We start from the raw sequence: 25,415 nt of genomic DNA on the forward strand, positions 1-25,415 counted from the left end.
GTCCTAGCTCGATGGACGTTCAGTAATTTGAACAACCGCGTCTTTGAAAGCCATCCATCCAAGCAGCGCACATTTGACCCGAGCAGGGTACTTCGCGACCCCCGCAAACGCGATACCATCGCCGAGCAGGTCTTCGTCACCCTCTATTGTGCCGCGGCTGCCGATCATCTCCTGGAACGCGTCCACGATTTTCAGCGCCTCACCAAGCGGAAGCCCAATCAGCTGGTCGGTCAGCACAGATGTCGACGCCTGACTGATCGAGCAACCCTGTCCGTCGTACGACACATCGGCGACCGTGTCGTCTTCAATGTGTACGCGCAACGTCACTTCGTCACCGCACGTGGGATTAACGTGGTGCACTTCAGCGCCGAACGGCTCCCGAAGTCCGCGATGGTGCGGGTGCTTGTAATGGTCCAGGATCACTTCCTGGTACATCTGGTCCAGGCGCATCACACCGTCCCGAAGAACTCTTGCGCCCGCCGGATTGATTTCGCGAGGACCTCGACTTCGTCCACGGTGTTGTACAGGTAGAAGGACGCGCGCGCGCTCGCCGCGATACCAAAACGGCGGTGCAGTGGCCAGGCACAGTGGTGGCCTACGCGTACCGCGACACCGTCATCATCGAGCACCTGGCCGAGGTCATGCGCATGGATGTTTTCGACGACGAACGAGACCGCGGCGCCGCGCGCTGCTGCCGTCCGGGGACCGATGACACGGACACCGTCGATCGACGTGAGTGCGTCAACTGCGGCCGCGGTCAGCTCGTGTTCATGTGCGGCGATCGCGTCCATGCCCAACTGGTTGAGGTATTCGACTGCCGCACCGAGCCCAACCACTTGCGAGGTCATCGGAACGCCCGCCTCGAACCGCTGGGGCGCCGGGGCGTACGTGCTGAGTTCCATCTGCACGGTTTCGATCATGGACCCGCCCGTGATGAACGGGGGCATCGCGTCGAGCAGTTCCTCCCGCCCGTACAGCACGCCCACACCTGACGGCCCGAGCATTTTGTGGCCGGAGAACGCCGCGAAATCGACACCAAGCGCGGGAAAGCTGACTGGCATGTGCGGCACCGACTGGCACGCGTCCAGAACGACAAGCGCACCCACATCGTGCGCACGCCGAACCAGCTCTTCCACGTCAGTTATCGCACCTGTCACGTTCGACTGGTGCGTGAACGCGACAACCTTCGTCCGTTCGGTGAGTTCAAGCGAGTCGAGGTCAATTCGCCCCTCGTCTGTCACGCCATACCACTTGAGTGCGGCGCCCGTCCGGCGGCATAGCTCCTGCCAGGGCACGAGATTGGCGTGATGCTCCAATTCCGTGACGACGACCTCGTCACCAGCCTGAAGTGCGCGCCCCGCGAACCGCTCGTCACCGAGGGTGTGCGCAACGAGGTTGAGCGCCTCAGTAGCGTTCTTCGTGAAAACAAGTTCATTGAAGTTCGCACCAACGAACCGCGCGATCAGCGCGCGCGCGTTCTCGTAGGCGTCAGTGGCCTCTTCCGCGAGCTGATGCGCGCCGCGATGTACGGCTGCGTTCGACGTCATCAGGAATTCGCGTTCAGCGTCGAGCACCTGGACTGGGCGCTGGGAGGTTGCGCCGGAGTCCAGGTAAACGAGCGGCTTCCCCTCCCGCACGGTGCGCTGCAGGATTGGGAAATCCGCGCGGATCCGGGCGACATCCAGCGGCGCGGAGCGGACGTGACGCTCGTCCCGCGCTGATGGAGAGTTCGCCTGCGCCGCCGTCATGTCACACCGCTGCCTTTGTGAAGCGAACATACCCGTTGGCCTCGAGTTCGTCTGCGAGTTCCTTGCCGCCCGACTCCACGATCCGGCCGCTCGCGAAGACGTGCACGAAGTCTGGCTGGACGTAACGCAGGATGCGGGAGTAGTGGGTAATCAGCAGAACCCCGCCATTCTCGCGTTCTTTGTAGCGGTTGACGCCTTCGCTGACGACACGGAGGGCGTCCACGTCCAGCCCGGAGTCGGTTTCGTCGAGAACCGCGATCTTGGGCTTGAGCAGGCTAAGTTGAAGAATCTCGTGGCGCTTCTTCTCACCACCGGAGAATCCTTCGTTGACTGCGCGATCAGCGAACGCCGAGTCGATCTCGAGTTCCTTCATCGCCTCTTTGACTTCCTTCACCCAGTGACGCAGCTTGGGTGCTTCACCACGCACCGCGGTGGCCGCGGTACGAAGGAAGTTGGACATCGACACACCCGGAACCTCGATCGGATACTGCATCGCGAGGAAGAGGCCTGCGCGAGCGCGCTCGTCGACACTCATCTCGAGCACATTCTCGCCATCAAGCGTGATTGAGCCGCTCGTGACCTGATACTTGGGGTGCCCGGCGATCGCGTACGACAGCGTCGACTTACCGGAGCCGTTGGGGCCCATGATCGCGTGGGTCTCACCGGACTTCACGGTGAGGTCGACACCCTTCAGGATCTGGATCGGCTCATCGTCACCCGGGGTGATCTCGACGTGGAGGTCGCGAATTTCAAGCGTGGACATCTGATTCCTTTTGGCAACTATTGGAGAAGGTCGGGTTAAGCGCCGATTGCGGCGAGTTCGGCCTCAATCGCAGCGTCAATTCGCTCGCGGACGTCCGGCACAGCGATCTTGTCGATAAGTTCGCGGAAGAAGCCGCGCACGACAAGCCGTCGCGCTTGCTCCTCCGGTATGCCGCGTGAACGGAGGTAGAACAACTGCTCATCATCGAAGCGGCCGGTGGCGCTAGCGTGCCCCGCTCCGAGGATTTCACCGGTCTCGATCTCGAGGTTCGGCACCGAGTCGGCGCGCGCACCATCGGTGAGCACCAGGTTGCGGTTGAGTTCGAAGGTGTCGGTACCCTCAGCCTCCGCACGAATCAGCACGTCACCGATCCACACGGTGTGCGCATCGGCCTTGCCGGAGTCAGGCTCGCCTTGCAGCGCGCCCTTGTACACGACGTTCGACTTGCAATGCGGCACTGCGTGATCGACTAGGAGGCGGTGCTCGATGTGCTGGCCAGCATCAGCGAAGTAAAGGCCGAGCAGTTCCGCATCCCCGCCCGCACCGCCGTAACGCACGGTCGTCGAAGTGCGCGCGAGGTCACCTCCCAGGCTGACGGCGAAGTGCCGGAGCACCGCGTCACGGCCGAGTTTGGCGGCTTCCGAACGAACGTGAACTGCCGTTTCCGCCCAGTCCTGCACGGACACGACGGTCAGGCGAGCGCTGTCCCCGACGATGTATTCGACGTTGTCAGCCATCGTGCCGTCGCCCTTGTGGTCAAGCACAACGGTGGCGTGGCCAAATGTCTCGACCCGAATCTGAAGGTGGCCGTAAGCGACGTTTCCGGTGCCCGGTCCCGTAATGGTGACCGTGATGGGGTCGCCGACTTCTTGTTCACGGCCGACGGTGATAACCGTTGCCTGTGCGAACTCCGAGTAAGCCTGCGCAGCGACACGATCAGTCGGTGCACCGGCGGCGCCGAGACGGGAATCGTCACGGGCGACGGTCTCAACCGTCACCCCTGCCGCCTCGGTTACTTCAATGCTGAGCGCTGAGTTCGCGTCCGCGGTTCCATCATGGAGTCCGCGCAGGCGGCGCATAGGAGTGAAGCGCCAGAGCTCGTCGCGGCCAGATGGGATCTCGAACGCATTCACGTCGAACGACGCGAACAGTTCTCCCTTATTGACAGCGGGTGTGCTGCCAGCGGCCTCCCGGTTTTCACCGGCGATCGCGCCCTGTACTCCAGCGGCGCCTACACCAGCAGGTGTACTGGCAGTCACTAGCCCACGGCCCCTTCCATTTGCAGTTCGATCAGTCGGTTGAGTTCGAGCGCGTACTCCATGGGGAGTTCCTTCGCGATCGGTTCGACGAATCCGCGGACAACCATCGCCATGGCTTCGTCTTCAGTGAGACCGCGGCTCATTAGGTAGAACAACTGATCCTCGCTGACTTTGGACACAGTTGCCTCGTGACCCATCGTGACGTCGTCCTCGCGGATGTCCACGTACGGGTAGGTGTCGCTGCGGCTGATCGTGTCGACCAGCAACGCGTCACACTTGACGGTTGACTTCGAGCCGTACGCGCCCTTGTTGACCTGTACGAGTCCCCGATATGACGCACGACCGCCACCCCGGGCTACCGACTTGCTCACGATGGTCGATGACGTGTGCGGTGCGAGGTGCAGCATTTTCGAGCCGGTGTCTTGGTGCTGGCCCTCACCGGCGAACGCCACCGAGAGAACCTCGCCCTTGGCGTGCTCACCGGTCATCCACACGGCTGGGTACTTCATCGTGACCTTGGAACCGATGTTGCCGTCGATCCACTCCATAGTGGCTCCGGCTTCGGCCTTCGCCCGCTTGGTGACGAGGTTGTAGACGTTGTTGGACCAGTTCTGGATCGTCGTGTAGCGGCACCGGCCGCCCTTCTTCACGATGATCTCGACGACCGCGGAGTGCAGTGAGTCGGTCTTGTAGATGGGCGCGGTGCAGCCCTCGACGTAGTGAACGTAAGCACCCTCGTCAACGATGATGAGCGTCCGCTCGAACTGCCCCATGTTTTCGGTGTTGATCCGGAAGTACGCCTGCAGCGGGATGTCGACGTGCACACCCGGCGGAACGTAGATGAACGAGCCGCCCGACCACACAGCCGTATTGAGCGCGGAGAACTTGTTGTCGCCTGCGGGGATCACTGAGCCGAAGTACTCGCGGAACAGTTCCGGGTGCTCTTTCAGGCCAGTATCGGTGTCGAGAAAGAGGACACCCTGCTTTTCCAGGTCTTCGCGGATCTGGTGATACACGACCTCTGACTCGTACTGCGCCGCGACACCGGCGACGAGGCGCTGCTTTTCAGCCTCGGGTATGCCAAGCCTGTCGTAGGTGTTCTTGATGTCCTCGGGCAGATCTTCCCAGGACGCCGCCTGCTTCTCCGTGGAGCGCACAAAGTACTTGATGTTGTCGAAGTCGACGCCCGTGACATCCGCGCCCCACCGCGGAAGGGGCTTCCGGTCGAAGATGCGCAGCGCCTTCAGCCGCGCGTCGAGCATCCACTCAGGCTCGTTCTTCTTCGCGGAAATATCGCGCACGACATCTTCGGACAGGCCGCGGCGCGCGCTCGCACCCGCCTCGTCCTTGTCCGCCCAGCCATATGCGTAATGGCCGAGCGACGCGATCGTCTCTTCCTGGGTCAGCGGCGCCGCACCCGCGGCAACCGCACCGGGCTCTGACGTGACGGTCATGTGCGCTCCTCCCGGAGTCTCTGGGTTTCCGCTGCGGGCTGTGCAGCGGTGGGCTTTCCTTTTGCTTGCGGCATCTGCAGCGGAACGTGGGTGGTGCAGGCACAGTCTCCGTTGGCAATCGTCGCGAGACGCTGCACGTGGGTGCCCAGCACTTCCGCGAAAACTTGTTCTTCCGCCTCGCAGAGCTGTGGAAACTGTTCCGCGACGTGCGAAACCGGACAGTGGTGCTGACAGATCTCCACACCGAGACCAACGCGCCGTGTTGACGCGGCATAACCAGCCGCAGTGAGCGCCTCAGCGACCCGTTCCGCGGTCTGTTCCACAGAATCTGGGTCGCGCTGCACTGAGCCGACAATCGACCTTACCCGCCGGTCGGCGAAACGCGCGACAGCGGCGTCCCCGCCGATCTCGCGAAGTTCACGCATCGCGGCGGTGGCGAGATCGTCGTACGCATGCCGCAGGTGGTCGCGTCCGGCAGCGGAGAGCATGTACTGCTTCGCTGGACGGCCGCGCCCGCGGCCGCGCAGCGCCCGTGGCGGGGCAATCTCGGCGTAGCCGTTGTCGATAAGTACATCGAGGTGCCTGCGCACGCCTGCGGCGCTCAGCCCAAGCCTGGCGCCGATAGCGGACGCCGTGATCGGCCCGCGTTCGAGAAGTAAGCGCACTACTTCAGCCCGAGTCCGGCCCTCGTGCGAGAAACCGGCAGGCGCGAGCCCGCGTGATGAACGCGACGTGGGCAGCACCGCATCAGCAGAGGCTGCGCCTCCGCCTGATGCTTCAAGTGGCACTCCCATTGTTTTCACAACACTAGTGTGACGCAATTCAGGATGTGAATCTACCCAGGGCACCCTCACCTGCGTGTGGAGTGCCTCACCCGGGCCGATCAGCTGCCGCTACGCTCAAACTGTGCCGGACACAGATCACGCGAGTTCACGCGCAGAAAGCGCAGCGCCAGAACAGGCCGCGGCGGTCCGGCGCACGCGTTTCCAGGATCTCGAAGTGAAAGTCGCTCATCTTCACGGTGATGAAGCCACCAAACCCCCGCTCTCGCGGCGCGAACTACGGCAGCTCGGCCGTGTGCGCAGGTTCGGCGCAGCAGGTGCGATCCTTATGGCCTTCGCGGCTCTTGGCGCCGGTGCGCAGCCAGTTCTGCAGAATCCCGTGACGGGAATGCGAGTGTTCGGCCTGCCCGCGCGCATGACAACCGTCTCCCTGACGCTGGGCATCACAGGCACCGTGATGGTCATGCTTGCCTGGCTGATGCTGGGTCGCTTCGTCCTCGGAAGCTTCGTTGTGCAATCCGCGCCCAGGCGGATCAGCCGGGGCCAGCTCGACTACACACTGCTGCTTTGGATAACGCCGCTGCTGTTAGCACCGCCCATGTTCAGCCGCGATGTCTACTCCTACCTGGCCCAGAGCGAAATCGGTGCTCGCGGACTCGACCCGTACGCGCTCGGGCCAGCGCAGGCGCTCGGCGTCGACCATGTTCTCACTCGCACCGTGCCCAACATCTGGCGGGAGACCCCGGCGCCGTACGGCCCGCTGTTCCTCTGGATGGGTGAGGGAATCGCCTCGCTCACCGGCTACAACATCGTGGCGGGAATTCTCCTCCATCGTGCTCTCGCCGTACTGGGCGTCCTTATGATCATCTGGGCGCTCCCCCGGCTCGCGCGCCGGTGCGGCGTTGACCCTGTGGTCGCAGTCTGGCTCGGCGCCGCGAACCCGCTTGTCATCTTTCATCTCGTTGCCGGTATCCACAACGAAGCGCTGATGATCGGAATGATGGTCGTGGGCGTGGAACTCGCCCTCCGCGCTATCGAATCATCCGCCCCGCTCGTTCGCGGAAACCTCCTACTCATGCTCGCTGGCGTACTGATCATCGTCCTGTCATCGACGATCAAGATCCCCTCCCTGCTCGCCCTTGGTTTCGTCGGAATGGCACTCGCTCGCCGCTGGGGCCGCGGAGTGTTATCGATGGCGGCAGCTGCGGCGCTGCTTGGCGCTGTCGCCGTCACCGGGATCGCGGCTATGAGCCTCATCAGCGGCCTGGGATTCGGCTGGGTGAACACCCTCGGCACCGCGAACGCCGTGCGCAGCTGGATGTCGATTCCCACCCTCGCTGGGCTCGCGACCGGCCAGGCCGGGGTGCTGCTTGGCCTGGGTGATCACACCACCGCAATCCTGAACGTCACGCGCCCGATCGCGGCGGTGATCGCAGGGCTGATCATCCTGCGAATGCTTTTCTCGACGCACGCGGGCCGCCTGCATGCGGTTGGCGCATTGGGGGTGTCGATGGCGGCACTCGTGTTTCTCTTCCCTGTCGTCCAGCCGTGGTACCTGCTGTGGGCCCTGATCCCGCTGGCGGCCTGGGCGACCCGTCCTGTTTTCCGGGTGCCAGCGATCGCTGTTTCCGCCATCATCAGCGTTATCCTTATGCCGAACGGGGCCGAATACCCCGCGTGGACAATCGTTCAGGCTGTACTGGCTACGATCGTGACGTTCGCCGCACTCTTTGCCATCCTGTACTCCCGATCCGCCTGGCGTGAGTTCTTTGACGAGAGCTTCCGGGGACACTTTTCGCCGCAGCGGACCTGACCGCCTACTCTGAATCGTCGTGACTACTCAGATACCGCCCTCCCGTACCCCAGCAGTGAAGCTGCGCGGGGTGACGAAGCGCTTCGGCGCAACCGAGGCGGTCAAAGGGCTGGATCTGACGGTCGAGGGGGGCCAGGTCCTCGCTCTGCTGGGGCCCAACGGAGCGGGCAAGACCACCACCGTCGAGATATGTGAAGGATTTCTCACCGCAGATAGCGGCACCGTCCAGGTACTAGGCCGTGACCCGGTTGCGCATGCCGCCGAACTCAAGCCACGCATCGGTGTCATGCTGCAGGGCGGCGGAGCGTACCCCGGGGCCCGGGCGGGCGAGATGCTGCGACTCATCGCGCGCTATTCCCGCAACCCACTTGACCCTGATTGGCTGCTCAGCACGCTAGGCCTGACTGAGGTGGTGAGCACTCCCTATCGCCGCTTGTCAGGCGGCCAGCAGCAACGCCTGTCGCTGGCGGGCGCTCTCGTTGGACGCCCGGAACTCGTATTCCTCGACGAGCCGACCGCTGGTCTCGACGCGCAGGCACGCCACCTTGTGTGGGAACTCATCGACGCACTCCGGCGCGATGGCGTCAGCGTGCTCCTCACGACGCACATGATGAACGAGGCCGAACAGCTTGCCGACAATATCGTCATCATCGATCACGGACGAGTGGTTGACCAGGGATCCCCCGCGGACCTCACCCGCCGTGACGCGCAGGATCAACTGCGGTTCACCGCACCGCCACGTCTTGAAATCAACCTGCTTCTGCTTGCGCTGCCCGAGGGGTACCGCTGCCATGAAGGTTCGCCGGGCGAATACCTGATTGAAGGTGAAATCACGCCGCAAGTGCTCTCCACGGTCACAGCATGGTTCGCGCGAATCAACGTGCTCGCCACGAATCTGCGGGTCGAACAGCGCACACTCGAGGACGTTTTCCTCGATCTCACCGGACGCGAATTGAGGGGCTGACAGTGCCTGAATTATCTGACTTGTCTAGCTCCATGCGCGTCACCGCGAATCGCTTCCCTGCCGGGACGTTCACACCAGCGCCGCATCCCAGCCGACCGTTCCCCATGCTCGCCGCGCAGACGCGTCTCGAACTGGTCTTGCTCCTCCGCAATGGGGAGCAGCTACTGCTCACGATGCTGATCCCAATCTCCCTGCTGATCGGTTTTGCGGTGCTTCCCATCGGTGACCTCGGCGAATCACGGACCAACGCGATCGTTCCCGGGATACTCGCCCTGGCGATCATGTCCACAGCATTCACCGGCCAAGCGATAGCCGTGGGATTTGATCGCCGCTACGGAGCATTGAAACGGCTCGGCGCGACAGCCTTGCCGAAATGGGCGATCATTGGCGGGAAGAGCTGCGCTGTAGTGCTGGTGGTCTGCCTGCAGATGGCGCTGCTGGTGGCGATTGGAGTGGCGCTAGGCTGGCGCCCCAGTCTCACTGGACTCGCATTAGCGGTGCCCGCCGTCGCGCTCGGAACTGTGGCGTTCGCAGCAATGGGCCTCTTCATCGGCGGCTGGCTCCGTGCGGAGATCGTTCTAGCGCTCGCAAATATCCTATGGTTTGCGCTCGCCGGAATCGGGAGCCTCGTCATCGCGGCGCGGCTGTACGGCGAGGAGTTCCCCGGCCTTGCACATGCTTTCGCGCGAATCACACCGTCGGGCGCACTGGTCGAGTCGCTGGCGATGGCGTTCGACGGGGCCGCGGACGTGACCGGGTACGCGGTACTCGCAGCATGGGCTGCCGCGTGCGGACTGGGCGCCTTCCGGACATTTCGCTGGATGTGAAGAAACTCCGGGCCAGCAGGTTGGGCGGGGCGTAGGGTTTGCCGTGTAACGGCCCGCACGGCGCAGTTATCCGCGCTGGAAGGCTCCCTTGTCATCCTCATCTGGAGGACCCGATGGTCATGAAAACCGCTCGAAGAGTCGGCGTTGCCGCCGCGGCGTCGGCTGCACTTCTCGCACACCCTGCGATCGCCGCCGCCGCCATCGAATCAGTTGTGCTCACCAACGTGACCGGCGGAGAAGATTCCATAACCGGCACCATCACCGTCACCCCCGACGACACATTCAGCGACACGGTGAACTGCATTATCGTTGCGGTCGCCGACGAATCGAACGTTGATGGCACCACTGTCAACTTCGGCCCGCCGACACCCCTTGGTGTGCAGGTAAGCGAATTCACTATCTCGCCGCTCCCGCCGAATGTTTACAGCGTTGCTGCAGACTGTGAGGACGGGGTCAATTCCTTGCCGGCTATTTCGAACATCGTCACCGGCATCGAGGTAGGCACCGCCGACCCAGAGCCCGTCCCGAATGGATTCCTCGCCAGCATCGAACTCTTCTTCGGCAGCAGCTAGCGTTCCACGAGCCCAGCGGACAAGCCCGTTTCTTCGTTTACGGAGCGTTCCCTCTACCATCAAATCGTGCTATCGCGTACCTACCTCAGTCTGGTCGACCGTCTGCCGCTGCCTTCGCCGAGAACCCAACGGATCATTGCGATCCTCGTGATCCTCACCCAGGCAGGTATTGCGGTCACCGGGTCTATCGTGCGTGTGACGGCTTCGGGGCTCGGCTGCCCGACGTGGCCGCAGTGCTTCCCCGGTTCGTTCACGCCTGTGCCGGTGGAGGAAGTGGCGACGCTGCACCAGCTGGTGGAGTTCGGGAACCGGCTGCTCACGTTCGTCGTGGTCGCTGCCGCGATCGCGGTGGTACTGGCGGTTACGCGTGCGCGGCGCCGGCGGGAAGTGATCGCGTATGCGTGGATCATGCCGCTCTCCACGCTGCTCCAAGCAGTGATCGGCGGTATCACGGTTCTTACCGGCCTGCTGTGGTGGACGGTGGCAGTGCACCTGCTGGTGTCGATGGCCATGGTGTGGATCGCGGTCGTTCTCTACAACAAGATTTCTGAGCCCGACGAGGGGACTGCGCACCGCGTTGTGCCAAAGCCGCTGCGCGGTCTTACTGCCGTGTCCGGTGTGGCGCTAGCCGCAGTGCTCGTTGCGGGGACCATGGTCACGGGCGCTGGCCCACATGCGGGAGACCCCGATGTGGATCGTTTGGAAGTGGAGATTGTCACTCTCGCCCACCTGCATTCACAGCTCACTGTCGCCTACGTCGCACTGCTCATCGGCCTGACTTTCGCGCTGTTCGCAGTGGCCGCGCCGCGGAACGTAATTCGGATCCTGTACACCGTCATCGGTATCGCGGCAGCTCAGGCGGCCCTCGGAGTCATCCAGTACTTTATGCAGGTGCCCGCTTACCTGGTTCCGATACACATCGCGGGTGCGGCGGCATGCACCGCCGCGACCGCCGCGCTGTGGTCGAGCATGTCGGTACGAACTACGAATTCGCTAGCCAGCCAGCCATCCGGCGTGCGTGTTCCGGAGCCGGTGTAGCCGTTGACGTGAGCTCACGGTCCCACTCTGCTGCCTCAAGGTCGGGCACCGCGTCCACCACGGCCTTCGCTGCCTCCATGTTCGGTACAACCTGGTCGCCCATGACCCCGTCGGCGCCGACGAGCGTGATGCGCACACCAATGCGCCCAAGGTTTTGCAACACCGCTTTTGCGGAACCGCCGTGGTCTTTTATGAATTCCCGAACGGCGGGGAGCACCCCGCTGGGGATAACGGGGCCTGCGCCTTCGGTGGCCGATTTCTGCTGGTCACTCATGGCGTAAAGGCTACCTGGAACGGTAGGCGCCACGCGCTAGGGGGCTGTGCTGCTAGCGGCACGCCGGTGGCCGGGTGTAGAAATCGATCATGCGCGCAATCCAGGTGACACAACTCGGCGGCCCTGAGGTTCTTCAGCCAGCAGAGGTGCCCGACCCCATGCCCGGTGCGGGAGAGCTGCTTGTTCGTACTGACGCGATTGGCGTCAATTTCATCGACGTGTACTTTCGCACCGGCGTCTACAGCACCGAACTGCCGTACATACCCGGCAAGGAGGCAACCGGAACGATCGTGGATATGGCCGACGGGGTGACAGGTTTCTCGGTCGGCGATCGAGTTGCCTGGGCCTTAACGCCTAGCAGCTACGCAGAGCTCGTGCGTGTGCCAGTCTCAGCGGCCGTACCGGTTCCCGCCGGGATCGATCCAGCCGTCGCGGCGTCAGCGCTGCTGCAGGGGATGACAGCGCACTACCTCCTCACCTCCGTGTACGCCGTGCAGGAGGGCGACACCATCCTGGTTCACGCTGGGGCTGGCGGCGTGGGGCTGTTGCTCACGCAGCTCGCGGTTGCTCGCGGCGCCCGCGTCATCACAACCGTTTCGACGGAGGAAAAGGCGGCGCTATCCAGGGAATCGGGCGCCACGGAAGTGCTGCGGTACAGCAGCGACATTTCCGCGAAGGTGCGTGAGCTCACCGACGGTGAGGGTGTTGCCGCGGTGTATGACGGCGTCGGCAAAGACACCTTCGACGCGAGCCTTGACTCCGTGCGCGTGCGGGGCACGCTTGCGCTCTACGGTGCCGCGAGCGGACCAGTGCCTCCGTTTGACCCGCAGCGCCTCAACGCGGCCGGATCGGTCTTCCTCGCCCGTCCCTCGCTCGCACATTTTGTGCGGACACGCGCGGAACTGATGTGGCGGTCGGAGGAGATCTTCACGGCCCTCGCTAGTGGCGATGTGCGCTTGCGGATCGGAGCGGAGTATCCGCTCGCTCACGCTGCGGACGCGCATAGCGACCTCGAAGGACGCAAGACGACAGGCTCTATCGTCCTGGTTCCGTGAGCGTTTACAGCCCGAGCAGTTGCGGCACTGTCGCGAACCCGAGAATCGAGTCGACAGCCAGGCCGAAAAAGACTGCGGCGAGGTAGTTATTCGACATCAGGAAAAGCCGCAGCGGCTTGACCGGCACCCCGGCTTTGACGCCCGCATATAGGCGGTGCGCCATGACCACGAACCAGACTCCCACCACGAGCGCAGTCAGCGCGTAGATCAGGCCTGTCCACCAGGCCAGCGCGAGCGTCGTCAGGACAGTGACCCACGTGTAAATGAGAATCCGCTTAGTCACTTCTTGTTCGCTCATGACGACGGGAAGCATCGGCACCCCGGCCGCGCGATAATCCTCTTTGTAGCGCATCGCCAGTGCCCAGGTGTGCGGCGGTGTCCAGAAGAACACGATGAGGAACATCACCAGCGCCGGCCATTCCAGCGTGCCCGTGGCTGCCGCCCAGCCAATCATCACGGGCATACAGCCCGCGGCGCCGCCCCACACGATGTTTTGCGCCGTGCGGCGCTTGAGAACCATCGTGTAGACGAAGATGTAGAACAGGATCGTGACCACGGCCAGGAGGGCTGCGAGGAGATTCGTCGCCCACCAGAACCAGGTGAAAGAAGCCACGCCGAGCGCGAGACCGAACACGAGCGCATGGGATGTGGGCACCGCCTGGCGCGCAAGCGGGCGCCGCGCTGTGCGTTTCATCACCTTGTCGATATCGGCGTCGACAACACAGTTCAGACTGTTCGCGCTGCCTGCCGCCATCGCTCCTCCGAACAGTGTGGCGAGGATGAGGAGCGGCTCTACGGAGCCGCGCGACGCGAGGAGCATCGCAGGAATCGTGGTCACGAGAAGAAGCTCGATTACGCGCGGCTTCGTGAGCGCCACATAGGCCAAAACTGTCCGGCTGATGCGCTGGAAGACACCGTCAGCCGCGGCGGGTGGAGCCTCGGCAGATTCACCCCCGGGCGCGCTGACATGGCCGTTCTCACTGATGTCGTGAGATCCGCTATGTGCGCTGGGGGCGAAGCCGTGTCCGCCTGCCTGCGCCCTACTCCGCACTACTTCTCCTTGCGATACCTGCTGGCCTGAGCGGGGCCCCGAGCCCCGGCCTGGCAGCCCGTGGATAGCCCTTTGATGGTAGACCGAGTGGACGACCCTGCCGAACCACGGTAACCCATCGCCAGATAGTGACGGCGCGCTGCCGCCGGATTCGGAGTCTTGCTGATGTAATGGCACCATTACAGTTGGACCGGGTGTGCGCAACCGCGCCCGCGCCCGCAACTGCATCCAAAGCCCGTTCAGCCAGCACCCCAGGAGACGCTCGCCAGTGTCGGTTACAGACGAGATCCGCAGCCTGACCACCCCAGACCTTCCCGACGACTGGACGGAGCTCGACACCAAAGCGGTCGACACTATCCGCGTGCTCGCGGCGGATGCGGTGCAGAATGTTGGCAACGGGCACCCCGGTACGGCGATGAGCCTCGCTCCCCTCGCGTACGTGTTGTATCAGCGTGTGATGCGTCACGACCCTGCTGATCCGAACTGGATCGGGCGTGATCGTTTCGTGCTTTCATGCGGACACTCGAGCTTGACGCAGTATCTGCAGCTCTACCTCTCGGGGTACGGCCTCGAATTGGATGACCTCAAGGCGCTGCGCACGTGGGGCAGCCTTACGCCGGGCCACCCTGAGTACGGCCATACTCCGGGCGTCGAAATCACCACTGGGCCGCTCGGCCAGGGCCTTGCGTCTGCGGTGGGCATGGCCATGGCTGCCCGGCGTGAGCGTGGCTTGTTCGATCCGGACACTCCGCAGGGTTCGAGCGTGTTCGATCATTTCGTGTACGTGATCGCGTCCGACGGTGACATCCAGGAAGGCGTGACTTCGGAAGCGTCATCGATCGCAGGAGTGCAGGAACTCGGCAACCTTGTCGTCATCTACGACGACAACAAGATCTCCATCGAAGACGACACGACCATCGCACTCGGCGAAGACGTCGCGAAGCGTTACGAGTCGTATGGGTGGCATGTGCAGAGCGTCGCGGGCGGTGAGAACGTGACGGGCATCCTCGAAGCGATCGACAAGGCGAAAGCTGTCACCGACAAGCCGTCGATGATCGTCCTCCGCACCATCATCGGGTATCCGGCACCCAACAAGATGAACACTGGCGCATCGCACGGCGCTGCCCTCGGCGCGGATGAGGTGGCAGCAGTCAAGGAAGCCGTCGGTTTCGATCCGGAAAAGACGTTCGACGTCGATCCGGAGGTCATCGCACACACTCGCGAAGTCGTATCGCGGGGCGCGGCTGCCCGTGCTGAGTGGCAGAAGGCGTTCGACGCCTGGGCAGCGGGCGAGCCAGAACGCAAGGCGCTGTTCGACCGCGTCACGGCCCGCAAGCTTCCCGATGGGTGGGAATCAGCGCTTCCCACGTGGGAACCGAGCGAATCCGGCATGGCCACACGCAAAGCGTCTGGCAGCGTGCTCGCCGCGATCGGCCCGGTCCTGCCGGAGCTATGGGGCGGTTCGGCTGACCTCGCGGAGTCGAACAACACGACGATAAGCGGATCGGACTCTTTCGGTCCGGTATCGATCTCGACCAAGCACTGGAACGCCCACCCCTACGGACGCACCTTGCACTTCGGTGTGCGTGAGCACGCCATGGGCTCAATCCTCAATGGCATCGCCCTTCATGGGCCTACCCGGCCGTACGGCGGAACGTTCCTCGTTTTCAGCGATTACATGCGCCCAGCGGTGCGGCTCGCGGCACTGATGCAGGTGCCGGCGCTGTATGTGTGGACTCACGATTCGATCGGTCTGGGTGAGGACGGACCTACGCACCAGCCGATCGAACAGCTCGCAGCGCTGCGCGCCATCCCCAACATGACTGTGATCCGCCCTGGTGACGCGAATGAGACATCGTTCGCGTGGAAGGCTGCACTCGAGCACCTCGATGGCCCGACCGCGCTCGCGCTCACCCGCCAGAACATCCCGGTTCTCGACGGCACGCGCGAAAAGGCTCAGGAGGGCGTTAAGCGGGGGGCCTATGTGCTGTTCGAAGCTGAGGCCAGCGATGTTCAGGTCATCCTGATCGGTACCGGATCTGAACTGCAGTACGCCGTCCAGGCGCGCGCCGCACTCGAAGCGGAAGGCATTGGCACACGAGTTGTTTCCGCGCCATGTCTCGACTGGTTCGATCAGCAGGATCGGGCCTATCAGGATCAGGTGCTGCCCCCGGCGGTTCGCGCTAGGGTGACTGTAGAGGCTGGGGTCGCGATGCCATGGCACAAGTACCTCGGGGCGTACGGTGAAGCTGTGTCGATCGAGCACTTCGGAGCATCCGCCGATTACAAGACGCTGTTCCGGGAGTTCGGTTTCAGGGCTGAAGCCGTTGAGTCGGCCGCGCGCCGCTCCCTCGAACGCGCTGGTGGCTAAAACGTGCCGGGAATGGCCCGTATGTCAATATCTGGCACACGGGCCGCGGCTGGCATGGTCACCACGCCACAATTAGAAGCGGATTTCTTCTCTTAGGGGTGACCACTGATGGCTCAGAATGAAAGACTCGCTGCTCTCAGCGCGGCGGGCGTGTCCGTGTGGCTTGACGATCTGTCACGCGAGCGCCTGAATTCAGGCAACCTCGCCGAACTCATCGAGACACGCAGTGTCGTCGGGGTTACGACCAATCCGACGATCTTTCAGGGTGCGCTGGCAAATGGCCACGCCTACGAGACGCAGTTGCGAGAACTTGTCAGCCGCGGTGCGGGCGTCGATGATGTGGTGCGCGAGCTCACGACCGACGATGTGCGCAGTGCTTGTGATCTGATGCTTCCGGTCTATGAGGCCACCGATGGGTCCGACGGTCGCGTTTCCATCGAGGTCGACCCACGCCTTGCACACGACACCGACCAGACCGTCGCGCAGGCTCGCGAATTGTGGAAGATCGTGGACCGGCCCAACCTGCTCATCAAGATTCCCGCAACGATGGCCGGGCTGCCGGCGATCACGTCGGTCATCGCGGACGGGATCAGCGTCAACGTCACGCTGATCTTCTCCGTCGAGCGGTATGAAGCTGTGATCGACGCTTATCTTGCTGGACTCCGGCAGGCGCAACAGTTGGGTCGTGACCTCTCCCGCATTCACTCTGTCGCGTCATTCTTCGTCTCCCGCGTGGACACTGAGATCGATGCCCGGCTCGAGCAGTCCGGCACCACCGCTGCTCTGGAACTCCGCGGCAAAGCTGGAGTTGCGAATGCCCGGCTGGCATACGCCGCGTTCGAGGGCGCGTTCAGCGACGCCAGCGAACGCTGGAGCGAGCTGCGCTCGGCCGGCGCGAACGTGCAGCGCCCACTCTGGGCATCCACCGGTGTCAAGAATCCCGACTATCCGGACACGCTGTATGTCACGGAACTCGTCGCGCCTCACACCGTCAACACAATGCCCGAGAAGACGATGCAGGCTTTCGCAGACCACGGCGAGGTCCGCGGCGACATCGTGTCAGGCACTGCTGTGGAGGCTCAGGAGGTATTCACTGCGGTCGCAGACGCCGGCATCGACCTCGGCGACGTTTTCCGCAAGTTGGAGGAAGAGGGCGTCGAGAAGTTCGCGACCTCTTGGGGCGAGTTGCTCACCGCAACGGCGGAGCAGATCGACTCCGCACGTCAGATGTCGTAGGAGGGCACGAGAATGAACAGTGCCAGCCAGCCTCCGGAAGTCCTCGTATTTGATGACGGTCCCGCTGTGGCCTCTGCTGTGGCCGAGCGACTCACCGCCGCGATCGCGGGTGCGCAGCAGTCCCGCGGTATTGCACGCATCGCAATTACCGGCGGAAGCCTCGGAATCGCGGCGCTGCGCGCACTGCGCAGCGCCGCTGACCGCGTCGAATGGAACAAGCTCGAGATTTTCTGGGGTGACGAGCGCTTTCTGCCAGCGGGCCACGACGACCGCAACGATGCGCAGGCCGACGAGGCACTGCTCAAGCATGTGCCCGTCGACGCCGCGCGAATCTTTCGCATGCCGTCACTCGGTGACGGACAGGAACCGGGGACCGCACCGGACGTCGACAGCGGCGCGGCTGCGTATGAGCGCACACTCCGATCGCTTACCGCGGATGGCAGCGTCCCGCAGCTTGACGTTCATCTCCTCGGTATGGGGCCCGATGGCCACATCAACTCACTTTTCCCGGGCAAGGCCAATCTGAGCGAGCAGGAGAAGGCTGTCGCAGCCGAACATGACTCGCCCAAACCGCCGCCCGAGCGCATTACGCTGACGTACCCGGTGGTGAATAACTCTCGCCAGGTGTGGTTCGTGGTCGCGGGCGAGGACAAAGCGGGCAAGGTCGCTCAGGCAGTCCGTGACGGCATGACCGATGATTGTCCCGCTGCCGGCGCGCACGGCCGCGATAACACGATTTGGTTTCTCGATAAGAAGGCAGCAGAACTTCTCCGGTGAAGCGACACGAACTCGTCAACCTTGCGATTTTCATCACGCTTGCTGGCGTGATGCTGTTTCGCGTTGGCAGTTTGTGGCCGGACGTCCCCGATGCAGGAGCCGTTTGGCGCCGTATCGGTCTTGGCCTGTGCGCTGCCATGATCATCCCCGCGAGTGGCTGGGTTTCCCAGAACTTTCAGCGTCCCTCCGCAGGCTTCCTCGGCCGGGTGTACCTGGCGTTTGTTCTGCTCTCCATCATCATCGACGCGGTGACGGCGCGATACTTCGAAATGATCATGGGGATACTGTGGCTGCCGATCTTCTTCGGTGTCATTTATCTGCTTCGCATCAACCGCTGGATCGACACGGTGACGCGTTCTCCCTCACGCGCCGTGGCCATAGAGAAGGCAACTCGGGCCGTCTCCTCGGGTGCCCGGAGCGTCCCCGGCCGACTGCCCGCTCGCCTGAACCGCCACGAGACAGTCAACGTTATCGTCGGTGTTGTACTCAGTATCACCGCCGCTTTCATGACCATTACCCGCTGGCTCGAAGCCGACTACGGTGACGAAACATCACTCGCGGCGCAGTGGCAATCATGGGTACTCGCCGGGTGTTTCGTGGTGATCACCGTGATCGCGGCGTGGGGCGCGAGCAACTATGGGCGGCCCACCGTCGACTACGTGACGATCGTCTACGGAACCCTCGGCGCTGTCGCCGTCATCGGCTACCTCGTCACCGAACGATTCACCAACGCGCTCACCATTGCGATCGCCACGCCACTGCTCCTCATTATCCTGCGGCTGCCGACGGTGCGCGGCTGGCTGGAAGCCTCGGTCAGCGACACGACCTTGAACCCAACCTTGGGGTCTTCCTACCGCCCGCCGAACCACGTACCAGCGGACGGCGCCGATAACCGCCCCAGCGGCGGCCACTGACTCTGCAAGCAACGAAACACCCCGGCTGCATTCAGCAGCCGGGGTGTTTCGTTTGCGTCAAGGCTTGACCGGGATGGGCTTACGCGTAACGAATATTGAGGCCCATGCCGACGATCGAAACGGCCCACACGATCGCGACGTAAATAGTCAGCCTGTCAAGGTTCTTCTCCGCGACGGTTGAACCAGACAAGCTAGACTGCATGCCCCCACCGAAGAGTGACGACAAACCGCCACCCTTCGCCCGGTGCAAAAGAACCAGCAAGATCATAAGCACACTGGTAGAGACCAGAATGATGTCTAAAAACAGTGACATTGAAGTCCTTACGTCCACGTCGCGTCAGCGCCGGATCGGCGCCGGTGCCCGGTCGATACTACCTTCAGTACCGGGCGACTTCGAGCTAGAGGCCCCGTGTGTGCATCAGAATGGACCGCCCGCGGCGATCGCGCATAATTGCGCGAAATCGTCTGCCTTGAGCGAGGCACCACCCACAAGGGCACCATCGACGTCGGACTCGGCAACAATGCTGCCGACGTTCTTCGCGTTTACGGAGCCTCCGTACAAGACGCGGATCGCACCGGCCGTCTCGGGGGAGGCTATCCGCGACAGCTCCGAACGGATGGCAGCACACACTTCCTGAGCGTCGGCCGCTGACGCAACCTTGCCTGTGCCGATAGCCCACACAGGTTCGTAGGCGATGACGATTTTCGTCAACTCCTTCTGCGTCAGATCTGCCAGCGAATTACGAAGCTGCGTCAGGTTGTACTCAACGTGTGTACCGGCCTCACGGATCTCAAGCCCCTCACCGATACAGATGATTGGCGTCATACCGTTCTTGAGCGCTGCCTTGGCTTTCTTCGACACCAGCTCATCGTCCTCGTTGTGGTAGGTGCGGCGCTCCGAGTGACCGACCACCACGTACTTGCAGCCCAGCTTGGCAAGCATGGGGCCGCTCACCTCACCGGTGAAGGCTCCGGAATCGTGCACACTCACATCTTGCGCCCCGTACGCGACTTTCAATTTGTCGCCTTCGACGAGAGTCTGAACGCTGCGAAGATCGGTGAATGGCGGAATCACCACGACATCGACCTTGTCGTAGTACTTGTCCGGCAGCGCGAATGCGATCTTCTGCACTAACGCGATCGCCTCAAGATGATTCATGTTCATCTTCCAGTTGCCGGCGATGAGCGGCTTACGAGGCATGCCTCATCCTTCCGATTCGGTGTCGTCGAGGACGGAGATTCCTGGTAGCTTCTTGCCTTCGAGGTACTCGAGAGAGGCACCGCCACCCGTGGAGATGTGTGAGAATCCGTCGTCTGGGAGCCCCAGTAAACGCACTGCCGCCGCAGAGTCACCACCGCCGACGACACTGAAAGCGCCCTTCGACGTTGCCTGGATGATCGCCTCCGCAACCCCCCGGGTGCCCGCAGCGAACGCGTCGAACTCGAACACACCCATCGGCCCGTTCCAGAAGATCGTCTTCGCGTTGCCGAGCACTGTCGCGAATCGATCGGCTGATTCTGGACCGATATCAAGGCCCATCCAGCCCTCCGGAATCTCTGCCGCTGCCACCGTCTGGGTGCTCGCGTCCGCACTAAAGCTGTCGGCAACCACAATGTCCACAGGAAGGTGGATCACGTCAGCGTAGCGCTCAAGGAGATCCTTGCACGTGTCGATCATCTCTTCTTGCAGCAGCGACGAACCGACCTGAAGGCCCTCCGCCGCAAGAAACGTGAAGCACATGCCGCCGCCGATGACGAGAGTGTCGACCTTCGGCGCGAGCGCCTCGATAACAGCGAGCTTGTCGGAAACTTTCGACCCGCCCAGCACCACCGCGTACGGCCGCGCGGGATCGGCAGTGAGCTGCGTCAGGACATCGACCTCAGCAGCCACGAGCCCGCCCGCGTAGTGCGGCAGCAGCGTGGCGATATCGAATACTGACGCCTGCTTGCGGTGTACCACGCCGAAACCATCTGAGACGAACGCCCCGTCGGTGCCGGTGAGCGCAGCCAGTTCCCGCGCCAGTGCCTGACGCTCAGTGTCATCCTTGCTGGTTTCACGAGCATCGAAGCGCACATTCTCCAGCAGGAGAACGTCCCCCTCTGTCAGGCCCGCTGCCCTCTCCTGGGCATCCTGACCGACCACGTCGCCCGCGAGCTGGACGTAGCGGTCGAGTTCGTCACCGAGCCGCTGCGCCACCGGTGCCAGCGACAGCGCAGCGTCTGGGGCGCCTTTCGGGCGCCCCAGATGTGCGGCCACAATGACGCGCGCACCGGCGTCAGCGAGTGCACCGATCGTCGGTGCCGACGCAATGATCCGGCCAGCATCAGTGACGCTGCCTGCCTTCAACGGAACATTCAAATCAGCGCGAACAAGAACTGTGCGCCCGGAAACACCTTCTGCCAGGAGGTCCTGGAGAGTTTTCACTGTCATCTGTGCGTCTAACCCCTTTAAAGGGACTTACCCACAAGACCGACAAGGTCGGCAAGCCGGTTCGAGTAGCCCCACTCGTTGTCGTACCAGCTGACAACCTTAACCTGGCCGTCGATCACCTTTGTGAGCGGCGCGTCGAAGATCGACGAATGCGGGTCAGTAACGATATCGCTGGACACGATCGGGGCCGTCGAGTACTTCAGAATCCCCTTCAGCGGTCCCTCAGCTGCTGCTTTGAGCGCGCCGTTGATGTCATCGACGGAACCGGCCTTGCGGACATCGACGGTGAGGTCAGTGGCCGAGCCTGTCGGGATCGGCACGCGGAGCGCGAAGCCGTCGAGCTTGCCCTCAAGGTGCGGGAGCACCAGGCTGATCGCCTTGGCCGCGCCCGTGCTGGTTGGCACGATGTTCAGGGCGGCTGCGCGCGCACGGCGCAGATCCTTGTGCGGGCCGTCTTGCAGGTTCTGGTCCTGGGTGTATGCGTGGATGGTCGTCATGAGGCCCCGCTCGATGCCGAACTCATCGTCGATGACCTTGGCCAGTGGCGCAAGGCAGTTCGTGGTGCAGGACGCGTTCGAAATGATCGACTGGCTGCCGTCGTACTTGTCATCGTTGACGCCCATCACGATCGTGATGTCCTCGCCTTTGGCGGGCGCTGAGATGATGACCTTGCGCGCACCTGATTCCAGGTGACCCTTCGCCTTCACCGCATCGGTGAACAAACCTGTCGACTCGACGACGACATCCACACCGAGGTCTCCCCATGGCAGTGCGGCCGGGCCCTCCTTGATCGCAAGCGCCTTGATCCGCTGCTCGCCGACGACGATCTCGTCGCCTTCGGTCGTCACATCGTGCGGCAGCCGTCCGAGGATAGAGTCGTACTTCAGCAGGTGTGCAAGCACGTCGTTCGAGGTGAGGTCATTGACCGCCACGATTTCGATGTCAGCGTTGCCAGCCGCACGCAGTGCATCTACAGCTCGAAAAAAGTTACGTCCAATACGCCCAAATCCGTTAACACCTACGCGAACAGTCACTTTTCGCTCCTTCAATCTGATTTTTTCCGGGGTGTTCACTTCACCCTAGCCATAGCGGCGGTTCAATCGAACCAACATTTACGCTTCTTCAAGCAACTCAGGAGTTACCGCTGAATCCGTGTCTGGAATGCCCAGTTCACGCGCTCTGCGGTCAGCCATTGACAGTAGTCGCCGGATGCGGCCCGCAACGGCATCTTTGGTAAGAGGCGGGTCCGCAAGTTGACCGAGTTCCTCCAGTGAACTCTGTCGATGTTTAATCCGCAGCCGCCCTGCTGCGGCCAGATGTTCAGGGGCGTCGTCGCCCAAGATTTCAATCGCACGTTCAACCTTCGCCGCGGCTGCTACCGCTGCGCGCGCTGAGCGGCGCAGGTTTGCGTCATCGAAATTCGCCAGCCGGTTCGCGGTCGCGCGCACCTCACGGCGAATCCGGCGCTCTTCCCACACCAACCGCGTGTCTTGAGCACCCATACGGGTAAGTAGCGCGCCAATCGCATCGCCGTCCCGGACGACAACGCGGTCGGCGCCACGCACCTCGCGCGCCTTTGCTGCGATACCCATTCGCCGTGCAGCACCAACAAGGGCCATTGCGGCTTCAGGCCCAGGGCAGCCTACTTCGAGCGCCGCCGAACGTCCAGGTTCTGTCAGGGAACCGTGGGCGAGGAAAGCACCGCGCCAAGCAGCTTCCGAATCGTGGATGCCGCCGCCTACCACGTGGGCGGGGAGGCCGCGGACAGGCCGTCCTCGCAGATCGAGGAGACCGGTTTGACGTGCCAGCGCCTCGCCGTCTTTCGCAACGCGCACGAGGTAGCGTGTGCTTTTCCGCAATCCGCTCGCACCGACTACGTGGATATCGGCGCTATAGCCGTACAGTTCGTGTATTTCGCGGCGCAGCCGACGTGCAATCGACCCCATGTCGACATCCGCCTCGACGACCACGCGCCCGGCCACTATGTGGAGTCCCCCGGAGAATCGGAGCAGCGAGGCGACTTCCGCCTTTCGCGCACTCACCTGGGTGACAGTCAGACGGCTGAGTTCATCTTTGACCTCCGCAGTCATTGCCACGGCGCAGATTCCTTCCGGTCGATCCCTACTACACTGTCAGTCTGCACGCTCCCCGCAGAAATGCCAGATACGTCGCCATGCAGCACATCGCCGAGCACCGCGGCGAGCTTGAAGATGTCATGCTTCGCGGTACCTGGAACACCCACTGCGGCATACCGTACGTCGGCACCCAGCTGCGCGGCAGCCCGGCACAGGTGAGCACGCTCGCTGCCTGGCGGCACTGTATTCGCGTCCACGATGACCTGGTCTACCCGGAAACTGGGGGCGTGCTGCGAGAGTACGTGAAGATGACGCTCGGCGGAGAATCCAGCGGTCTCCCCCGCCTGCGGTCCGAGGTTCAGAACTAGAGCCCGCCGTGCCTTCGTCGCAATCAGCGCGTCACGCTGCTCCGGTACAAGAACGTGCGGAATGACGCTGCTGAACCACGAGCCTGGCCCGAGAATAACCAGGTCAGCATTGTTGATCGCGGCGACCGCCTCGCGGCACGCCGCAGGTTCACCGGGCAGCAGCCGCACCCGCCTAACCCGGCCGGGCGTCGTGGCGACCGCGACCTGTCCGCGGATAACGCGATTGATCCGCGGATCTTCTTCCAGCCCCACCACATCAGCTTCGATCTGCAGTGGAATCGTCGCCATCGGAAGCACGCGACCGCGCACCCCGAGGACCCGGCCCAGCTCCTCGAGAGCGCTAATAATGTCGCCCAGCACCTCCGTAAGCCCGGCCAGAATCAGGTTGCCCACGGCGTGCCCGGCAAGCGCACCAGTTCCGCGGAAGCGGTGCTGAACCAGGTCGCGCCATAATTCTGCATGTTCATCGTGGTCTGCGAGGGCCGCGAGGGCCATGCGCAGATCGCCGGGCGGAACCAGGTCGAGCTCCGAGCGCAGCCGCCCTGACGAGCCCCCGTCGTCAGCGACGGTGACGACAGCAGTGATGTCATCGCTCAGCTGGCGAGCAGCGCTCAGCGTGGCGTAGAGGCCATGACCGCCGCCCAGCGCGACGATCGACGGTTGCCGCCCCGGAGGCGAGCCGTAAAGGTTGTTCGGAGCTGTCATTCCCTACCCAGATCCCGGTGCCGTGTGCGGACGGTAACGCCGTCATCTTCGGACAGCAACTGTGCGATCGCTTCGGTCATCGCGACGCTCCGGTGTTTACCGCCAGTGCAACCCACCCCAATCGTCATGTATCGCTTGCCCTCCGCCCGATACCCCTTCAGAACCGGCACGAGCAGCGCACGAAGCGTTTTCAGAAATTCGTCAGCGCCGTCCTGGCTCAATACGAAGTCGCGCACGCCGCCGTCCTTACCAGTGAATGGCCGCAGCTCGGGGATCCAGTGCGGGTTCGGCAAAAAACGGACGTCGAGAACCATATCCACATCGATCGGCAAACCGTATTTGAACCCGAAGGACAATACCGCAACCTTAATTTTGCGGCTGTGTGCGTCCTCGAACTCGGGCTCGATTCGTGCGCGCAGATCGTGGACTGACAGACTCGATGTGTCGATCACCACGTCCGCCATCGCCCGGACCGGCGCGACCAGTTTCCGCTCCGCCGCGATCCCCTCTAGCAGCGTGCCATCGCCCTGCAGCGGATGACTCCGCCGGACTTGCTCATAACGGCGCACGAGCACCGCGTCCGAGGCTTCCAGAAACAAGATCCGCGGCGTGATGTCGCGTGCCGCTAGTTCCCGCACCACCGAGTCGAGACCGCCCGCGAACGCACGGCTGCGCACGTCGAGGACAACAGCGAGCCGCTTGGTCGGATTGTCCGCGGCGAGGCTCAAATCGACGGCCTGCGGCACCAGTTCCGCCGGAACGTTGTCGATCACATACCAGTCGAGATCTTCGAGAACCTTCGCTGACGTGCCCCGGCCTGCTCCAGAGAGTCCCGTGATGAGGGTGACATCGATACTGGGCGGACTGAATTGGTCGCTCACCTATGTTCCTGTCGCTCGAAGCCGTCGGAGGTTCACCCGGCGCCATGGGCACCACCG

The 25,415-nt window shown here is 63.0% G+C and carries 25 protein-coding genes; 10 read left to right on the plus strand and 15 right to left on the minus strand.

The window, feature by feature from the left end; translation table 11 throughout:
• Positions 1-3 precede the first annotated feature (3 nt).
• From sufU to ONR57_RS07635, 6 genes are read right to left on the minus strand one after another with little or no spacing between them, the layout of a single operon-like run.
• Positions 4-450 (minus strand): Fe-S cluster assembly sulfur transfer protein SufU, encoded by a 447-nt coding sequence (sufU, locus tag ONR57_RS07610; RefSeq protein WP_265122540.1) that lies wholly within the window; start codon positions 448-450, stop codon positions 4-6.
• Entirely contained in the window at positions 450-1,748 is a 1,299-nt protein-coding gene (locus tag ONR57_RS07615; protein WP_265122541.1) for a cysteine desulfurase, read from the minus strand. The genes sufU and ONR57_RS07615 overlap by 1 nt, the downstream gene beginning before the upstream one ends.
• 1 nt (position 1,749) lies before the next feature.
• Entirely contained in the window at positions 1,750-2,511 is a 762-nt protein-coding gene (sufC, locus tag ONR57_RS07620) for a Fe-S cluster assembly ATPase SufC (protein ID WP_265122542.1), read from the minus strand.
• A gap of 35 nt (positions 2,512-2,546) precedes the next feature.
• A complete protein-coding gene (gene sufD, locus ONR57_RS07625; protein WP_265122544.1) occupies positions 2,547-3,770 on the minus strand; it encodes a Fe-S cluster assembly protein SufD in 1,224 nt (407 codons plus the stop codon).
• Positions 3,770-5,224 (minus strand): Fe-S cluster assembly protein SufB, encoded by a 1,455-nt coding sequence (gene sufB, locus ONR57_RS07630; RefSeq protein ID WP_265122546.1) that lies wholly within the window; start codon positions 5,222-5,224, stop codon positions 3,770-3,772. The genes sufD and sufB overlap by 1 nt, the downstream gene beginning before the upstream one ends.
• Positions 5,221-6,018 (minus strand): metalloregulator ArsR/SmtB family transcription factor, encoded by a 798-nt coding sequence (locus tag ONR57_RS07635; RefSeq protein WP_265122747.1) that lies wholly within the window; start codon positions 6,016-6,018, stop codon positions 5,221-5,223. The genes sufB and ONR57_RS07635 overlap by 4 nt, the downstream gene beginning before the upstream one ends.
• Positions 6,019-6,130: 112 nt before the next feature.
• Here ONR57_RS07635 and mptB point away from each other — a divergent pair, with 112 nt between their 5' ends.
• The 5 genes from mptB to ONR57_RS07660 all read left to right on the plus strand — a co-directional run bounded on the left by mptB (position 6,131) and on the right by ONR57_RS07660 (position 11,220).
• Positions 6,131-7,819: a polyprenol phosphomannose-dependent alpha 1,6 mannosyltransferase MptB gene (gene mptB, locus ONR57_RS07640; protein ID WP_265122547.1), complete on the plus strand. Its 1,689-nt coding sequence runs from the start codon at positions 6,131-6,133 to the stop codon at positions 7,817-7,819.
• A gap of 19 nt (positions 7,820-7,838) precedes the next feature.
• Positions 7,839-8,783 carry an ABC transporter ATP-binding protein gene (locus ONR57_RS07645; RefSeq protein WP_265122548.1) on the plus strand — a complete coding sequence of 315 codons (945 nt, stop codon included), beginning with the start codon at positions 7,839-7,841 and terminating at the stop codon, positions 8,781-8,783.
• A 32-nt stretch (positions 8,784-8,815) separates the two neighbouring features.
• Positions 8,816-9,610: an ABC transporter permease gene (locus tag ONR57_RS07650; RefSeq protein ID WP_265122748.1), complete on the plus strand. Its 795-nt coding sequence runs from the start codon at positions 8,816-8,818 to the stop codon at positions 9,608-9,610.
• Between the two features lie 119 nt (positions 9,611-9,729).
• A complete protein-coding gene (locus tag ONR57_RS07655; protein ID WP_265122550.1) occupies positions 9,730-10,182 on the plus strand; it encodes a hypothetical protein in 453 nt (150 codons plus the stop codon).
• Between the two features lie 66 nt (positions 10,183-10,248).
• Positions 10,249-11,220 (plus strand): heme A synthase, encoded by a 972-nt coding sequence (locus tag ONR57_RS07660; RefSeq protein ID WP_265122552.1) that lies wholly within the window; start codon positions 10,249-10,251, stop codon positions 11,218-11,220.
• On the opposite strand, the gene ONR57_RS07665 is transcribed toward ONR57_RS07660, so the two are convergent.
• On the minus strand, positions 11,165-11,494 hold the full coding sequence (locus ONR57_RS07665) for a hypothetical protein (RefSeq protein ID WP_265122553.1): 330 nt from the start codon (positions 11,492-11,494) through the stop codon (positions 11,165-11,167). The genes ONR57_RS07660 and ONR57_RS07665 overlap by 56 nt on opposite strands.
• Before the next feature lie 89 nt (positions 11,495-11,583).
• On the opposite strand from ONR57_RS07665, the gene ONR57_RS07670 reads away from it, so the two are divergent.
• Positions 11,584-12,549 (plus strand): quinone oxidoreductase, encoded by a 966-nt coding sequence (locus ONR57_RS07670; protein WP_265122554.1) that lies wholly within the window; start codon positions 11,584-11,586, stop codon positions 12,547-12,549.
• A gap of 4 nt (positions 12,550-12,553) precedes the next feature.
• Here ONR57_RS07670 and ONR57_RS07675 read toward each other — a convergent pair whose 3' ends face one another.
• Positions 12,554-13,534, minus strand: coding sequence for a heme o synthase (locus tag ONR57_RS07675; protein WP_374116417.1), 981 nt, complete (start codon positions 13,532-13,534; stop codon positions 12,554-12,556).
• Between the two features lie 334 nt (positions 13,535-13,868).
• Between ONR57_RS07675 and tkt the strand changes: the two genes are divergently transcribed.
• From tkt to ONR57_RS07695, 4 genes are all read left to right on the plus strand, one after another.
• Positions 13,869-15,971, plus strand: coding sequence for a transketolase (gene tkt / locus ONR57_RS07680; RefSeq protein WP_265122556.1), 2,103 nt, complete (start codon positions 13,869-13,871; stop codon positions 15,969-15,971).
• 108 nt (positions 15,972-16,079) lie between these two features.
• Positions 16,080-17,207 carry a transaldolase gene (gene tal, locus ONR57_RS07685; RefSeq protein WP_265122557.1) on the plus strand — a complete coding sequence of 376 codons (1,128 nt, stop codon included), beginning with the start codon at positions 16,080-16,082 and terminating at the stop codon, positions 17,205-17,207.
• Between the two features lie 12 nt (positions 17,208-17,219).
• Complete coding sequence (gene pgl, locus ONR57_RS07690) at positions 17,220-17,984, plus strand: 6-phosphogluconolactonase (protein ID WP_265122558.1); 765 nt, start codon at positions 17,220-17,222, stop codon at positions 17,982-17,984.
• Positions 17,981-18,898 carry a hypothetical protein gene (locus ONR57_RS07695; RefSeq protein ID WP_265122559.1) on the plus strand — a complete coding sequence of 306 codons (918 nt, stop codon included), beginning with the start codon at positions 17,981-17,983 and terminating at the stop codon, positions 18,896-18,898. The genes pgl and ONR57_RS07695 overlap by 4 nt, the downstream gene beginning before the upstream one ends.
• 79 nt (positions 18,899-18,977) lie before the next feature.
• Here ONR57_RS07695 and secG read toward each other — a convergent pair whose 3' ends face one another.
• From secG to rapZ, 7 genes are all read right to left on the minus strand, one after another.
• Positions 18,978-19,211 (minus strand): preprotein translocase subunit SecG, encoded by a 234-nt coding sequence (secG, locus tag ONR57_RS07700; protein WP_265122560.1) that lies wholly within the window; start codon positions 19,209-19,211, stop codon positions 18,978-18,980.
• Positions 19,212-19,316: 105 nt separating this feature from the next.
• Positions 19,317-20,099: a triose-phosphate isomerase gene (tpiA, locus tag ONR57_RS07705; RefSeq protein WP_265122561.1), complete on the minus strand. Its 783-nt coding sequence runs from the start codon at positions 20,097-20,099 to the stop codon at positions 19,317-19,319.
• A gap of 3 nt (positions 20,100-20,102) precedes the next feature.
• Complete coding sequence (gene pgk / locus ONR57_RS07710; protein ID WP_265122563.1) at positions 20,103-21,329, minus strand: phosphoglycerate kinase; 1,227 nt, start codon at positions 21,327-21,329, stop codon at positions 20,103-20,105.
• Between the two features lie 17 nt (positions 21,330-21,346).
• Positions 21,347-22,363 carry a type I glyceraldehyde-3-phosphate dehydrogenase gene (gene gap / locus ONR57_RS07715; protein ID WP_265122564.1) on the minus strand — a complete coding sequence of 339 codons (1,017 nt, stop codon included), beginning with the start codon at positions 22,361-22,363 and terminating at the stop codon, positions 21,347-21,349.
• Positions 22,364-22,441: 78 nt separating this feature from the next.
• A complete protein-coding gene (gene whiA / locus ONR57_RS07720) occupies positions 22,442-23,419 on the minus strand; it encodes a DNA-binding protein WhiA (protein ID WP_265122749.1) in 978 nt (325 codons plus the stop codon).
• The gene (gene yvcK / locus ONR57_RS07725; RefSeq protein WP_265122565.1) at positions 23,416-24,477 is read right to left on the minus strand and encodes a uridine diphosphate-N-acetylglucosamine-binding protein YvcK; all 1,062 of its coding nucleotides are present in this window, start codon (positions 24,475-24,477) and stop codon (positions 23,416-23,418) included. The genes whiA and yvcK overlap by 4 nt, the downstream gene beginning before the upstream one ends.
• Entirely contained in the window at positions 24,474-25,358 is an 885-nt protein-coding gene (gene rapZ / locus ONR57_RS07730) for an RNase adapter RapZ (protein WP_265122566.1), read from the minus strand. Before rapZ ends, yvcK begins: the two co-directional genes overlap by 4 nt.
• Positions 25,359-25,415 lie beyond the last annotated feature (57 nt).

The organism is Hoyosella sp. YIM 151337 (assembly GCF_026041215.1).
GTDB lineage: Bacteria > Actinomycetota > Actinomycetes > Mycobacteriales > Mycobacteriaceae > Hoyosella.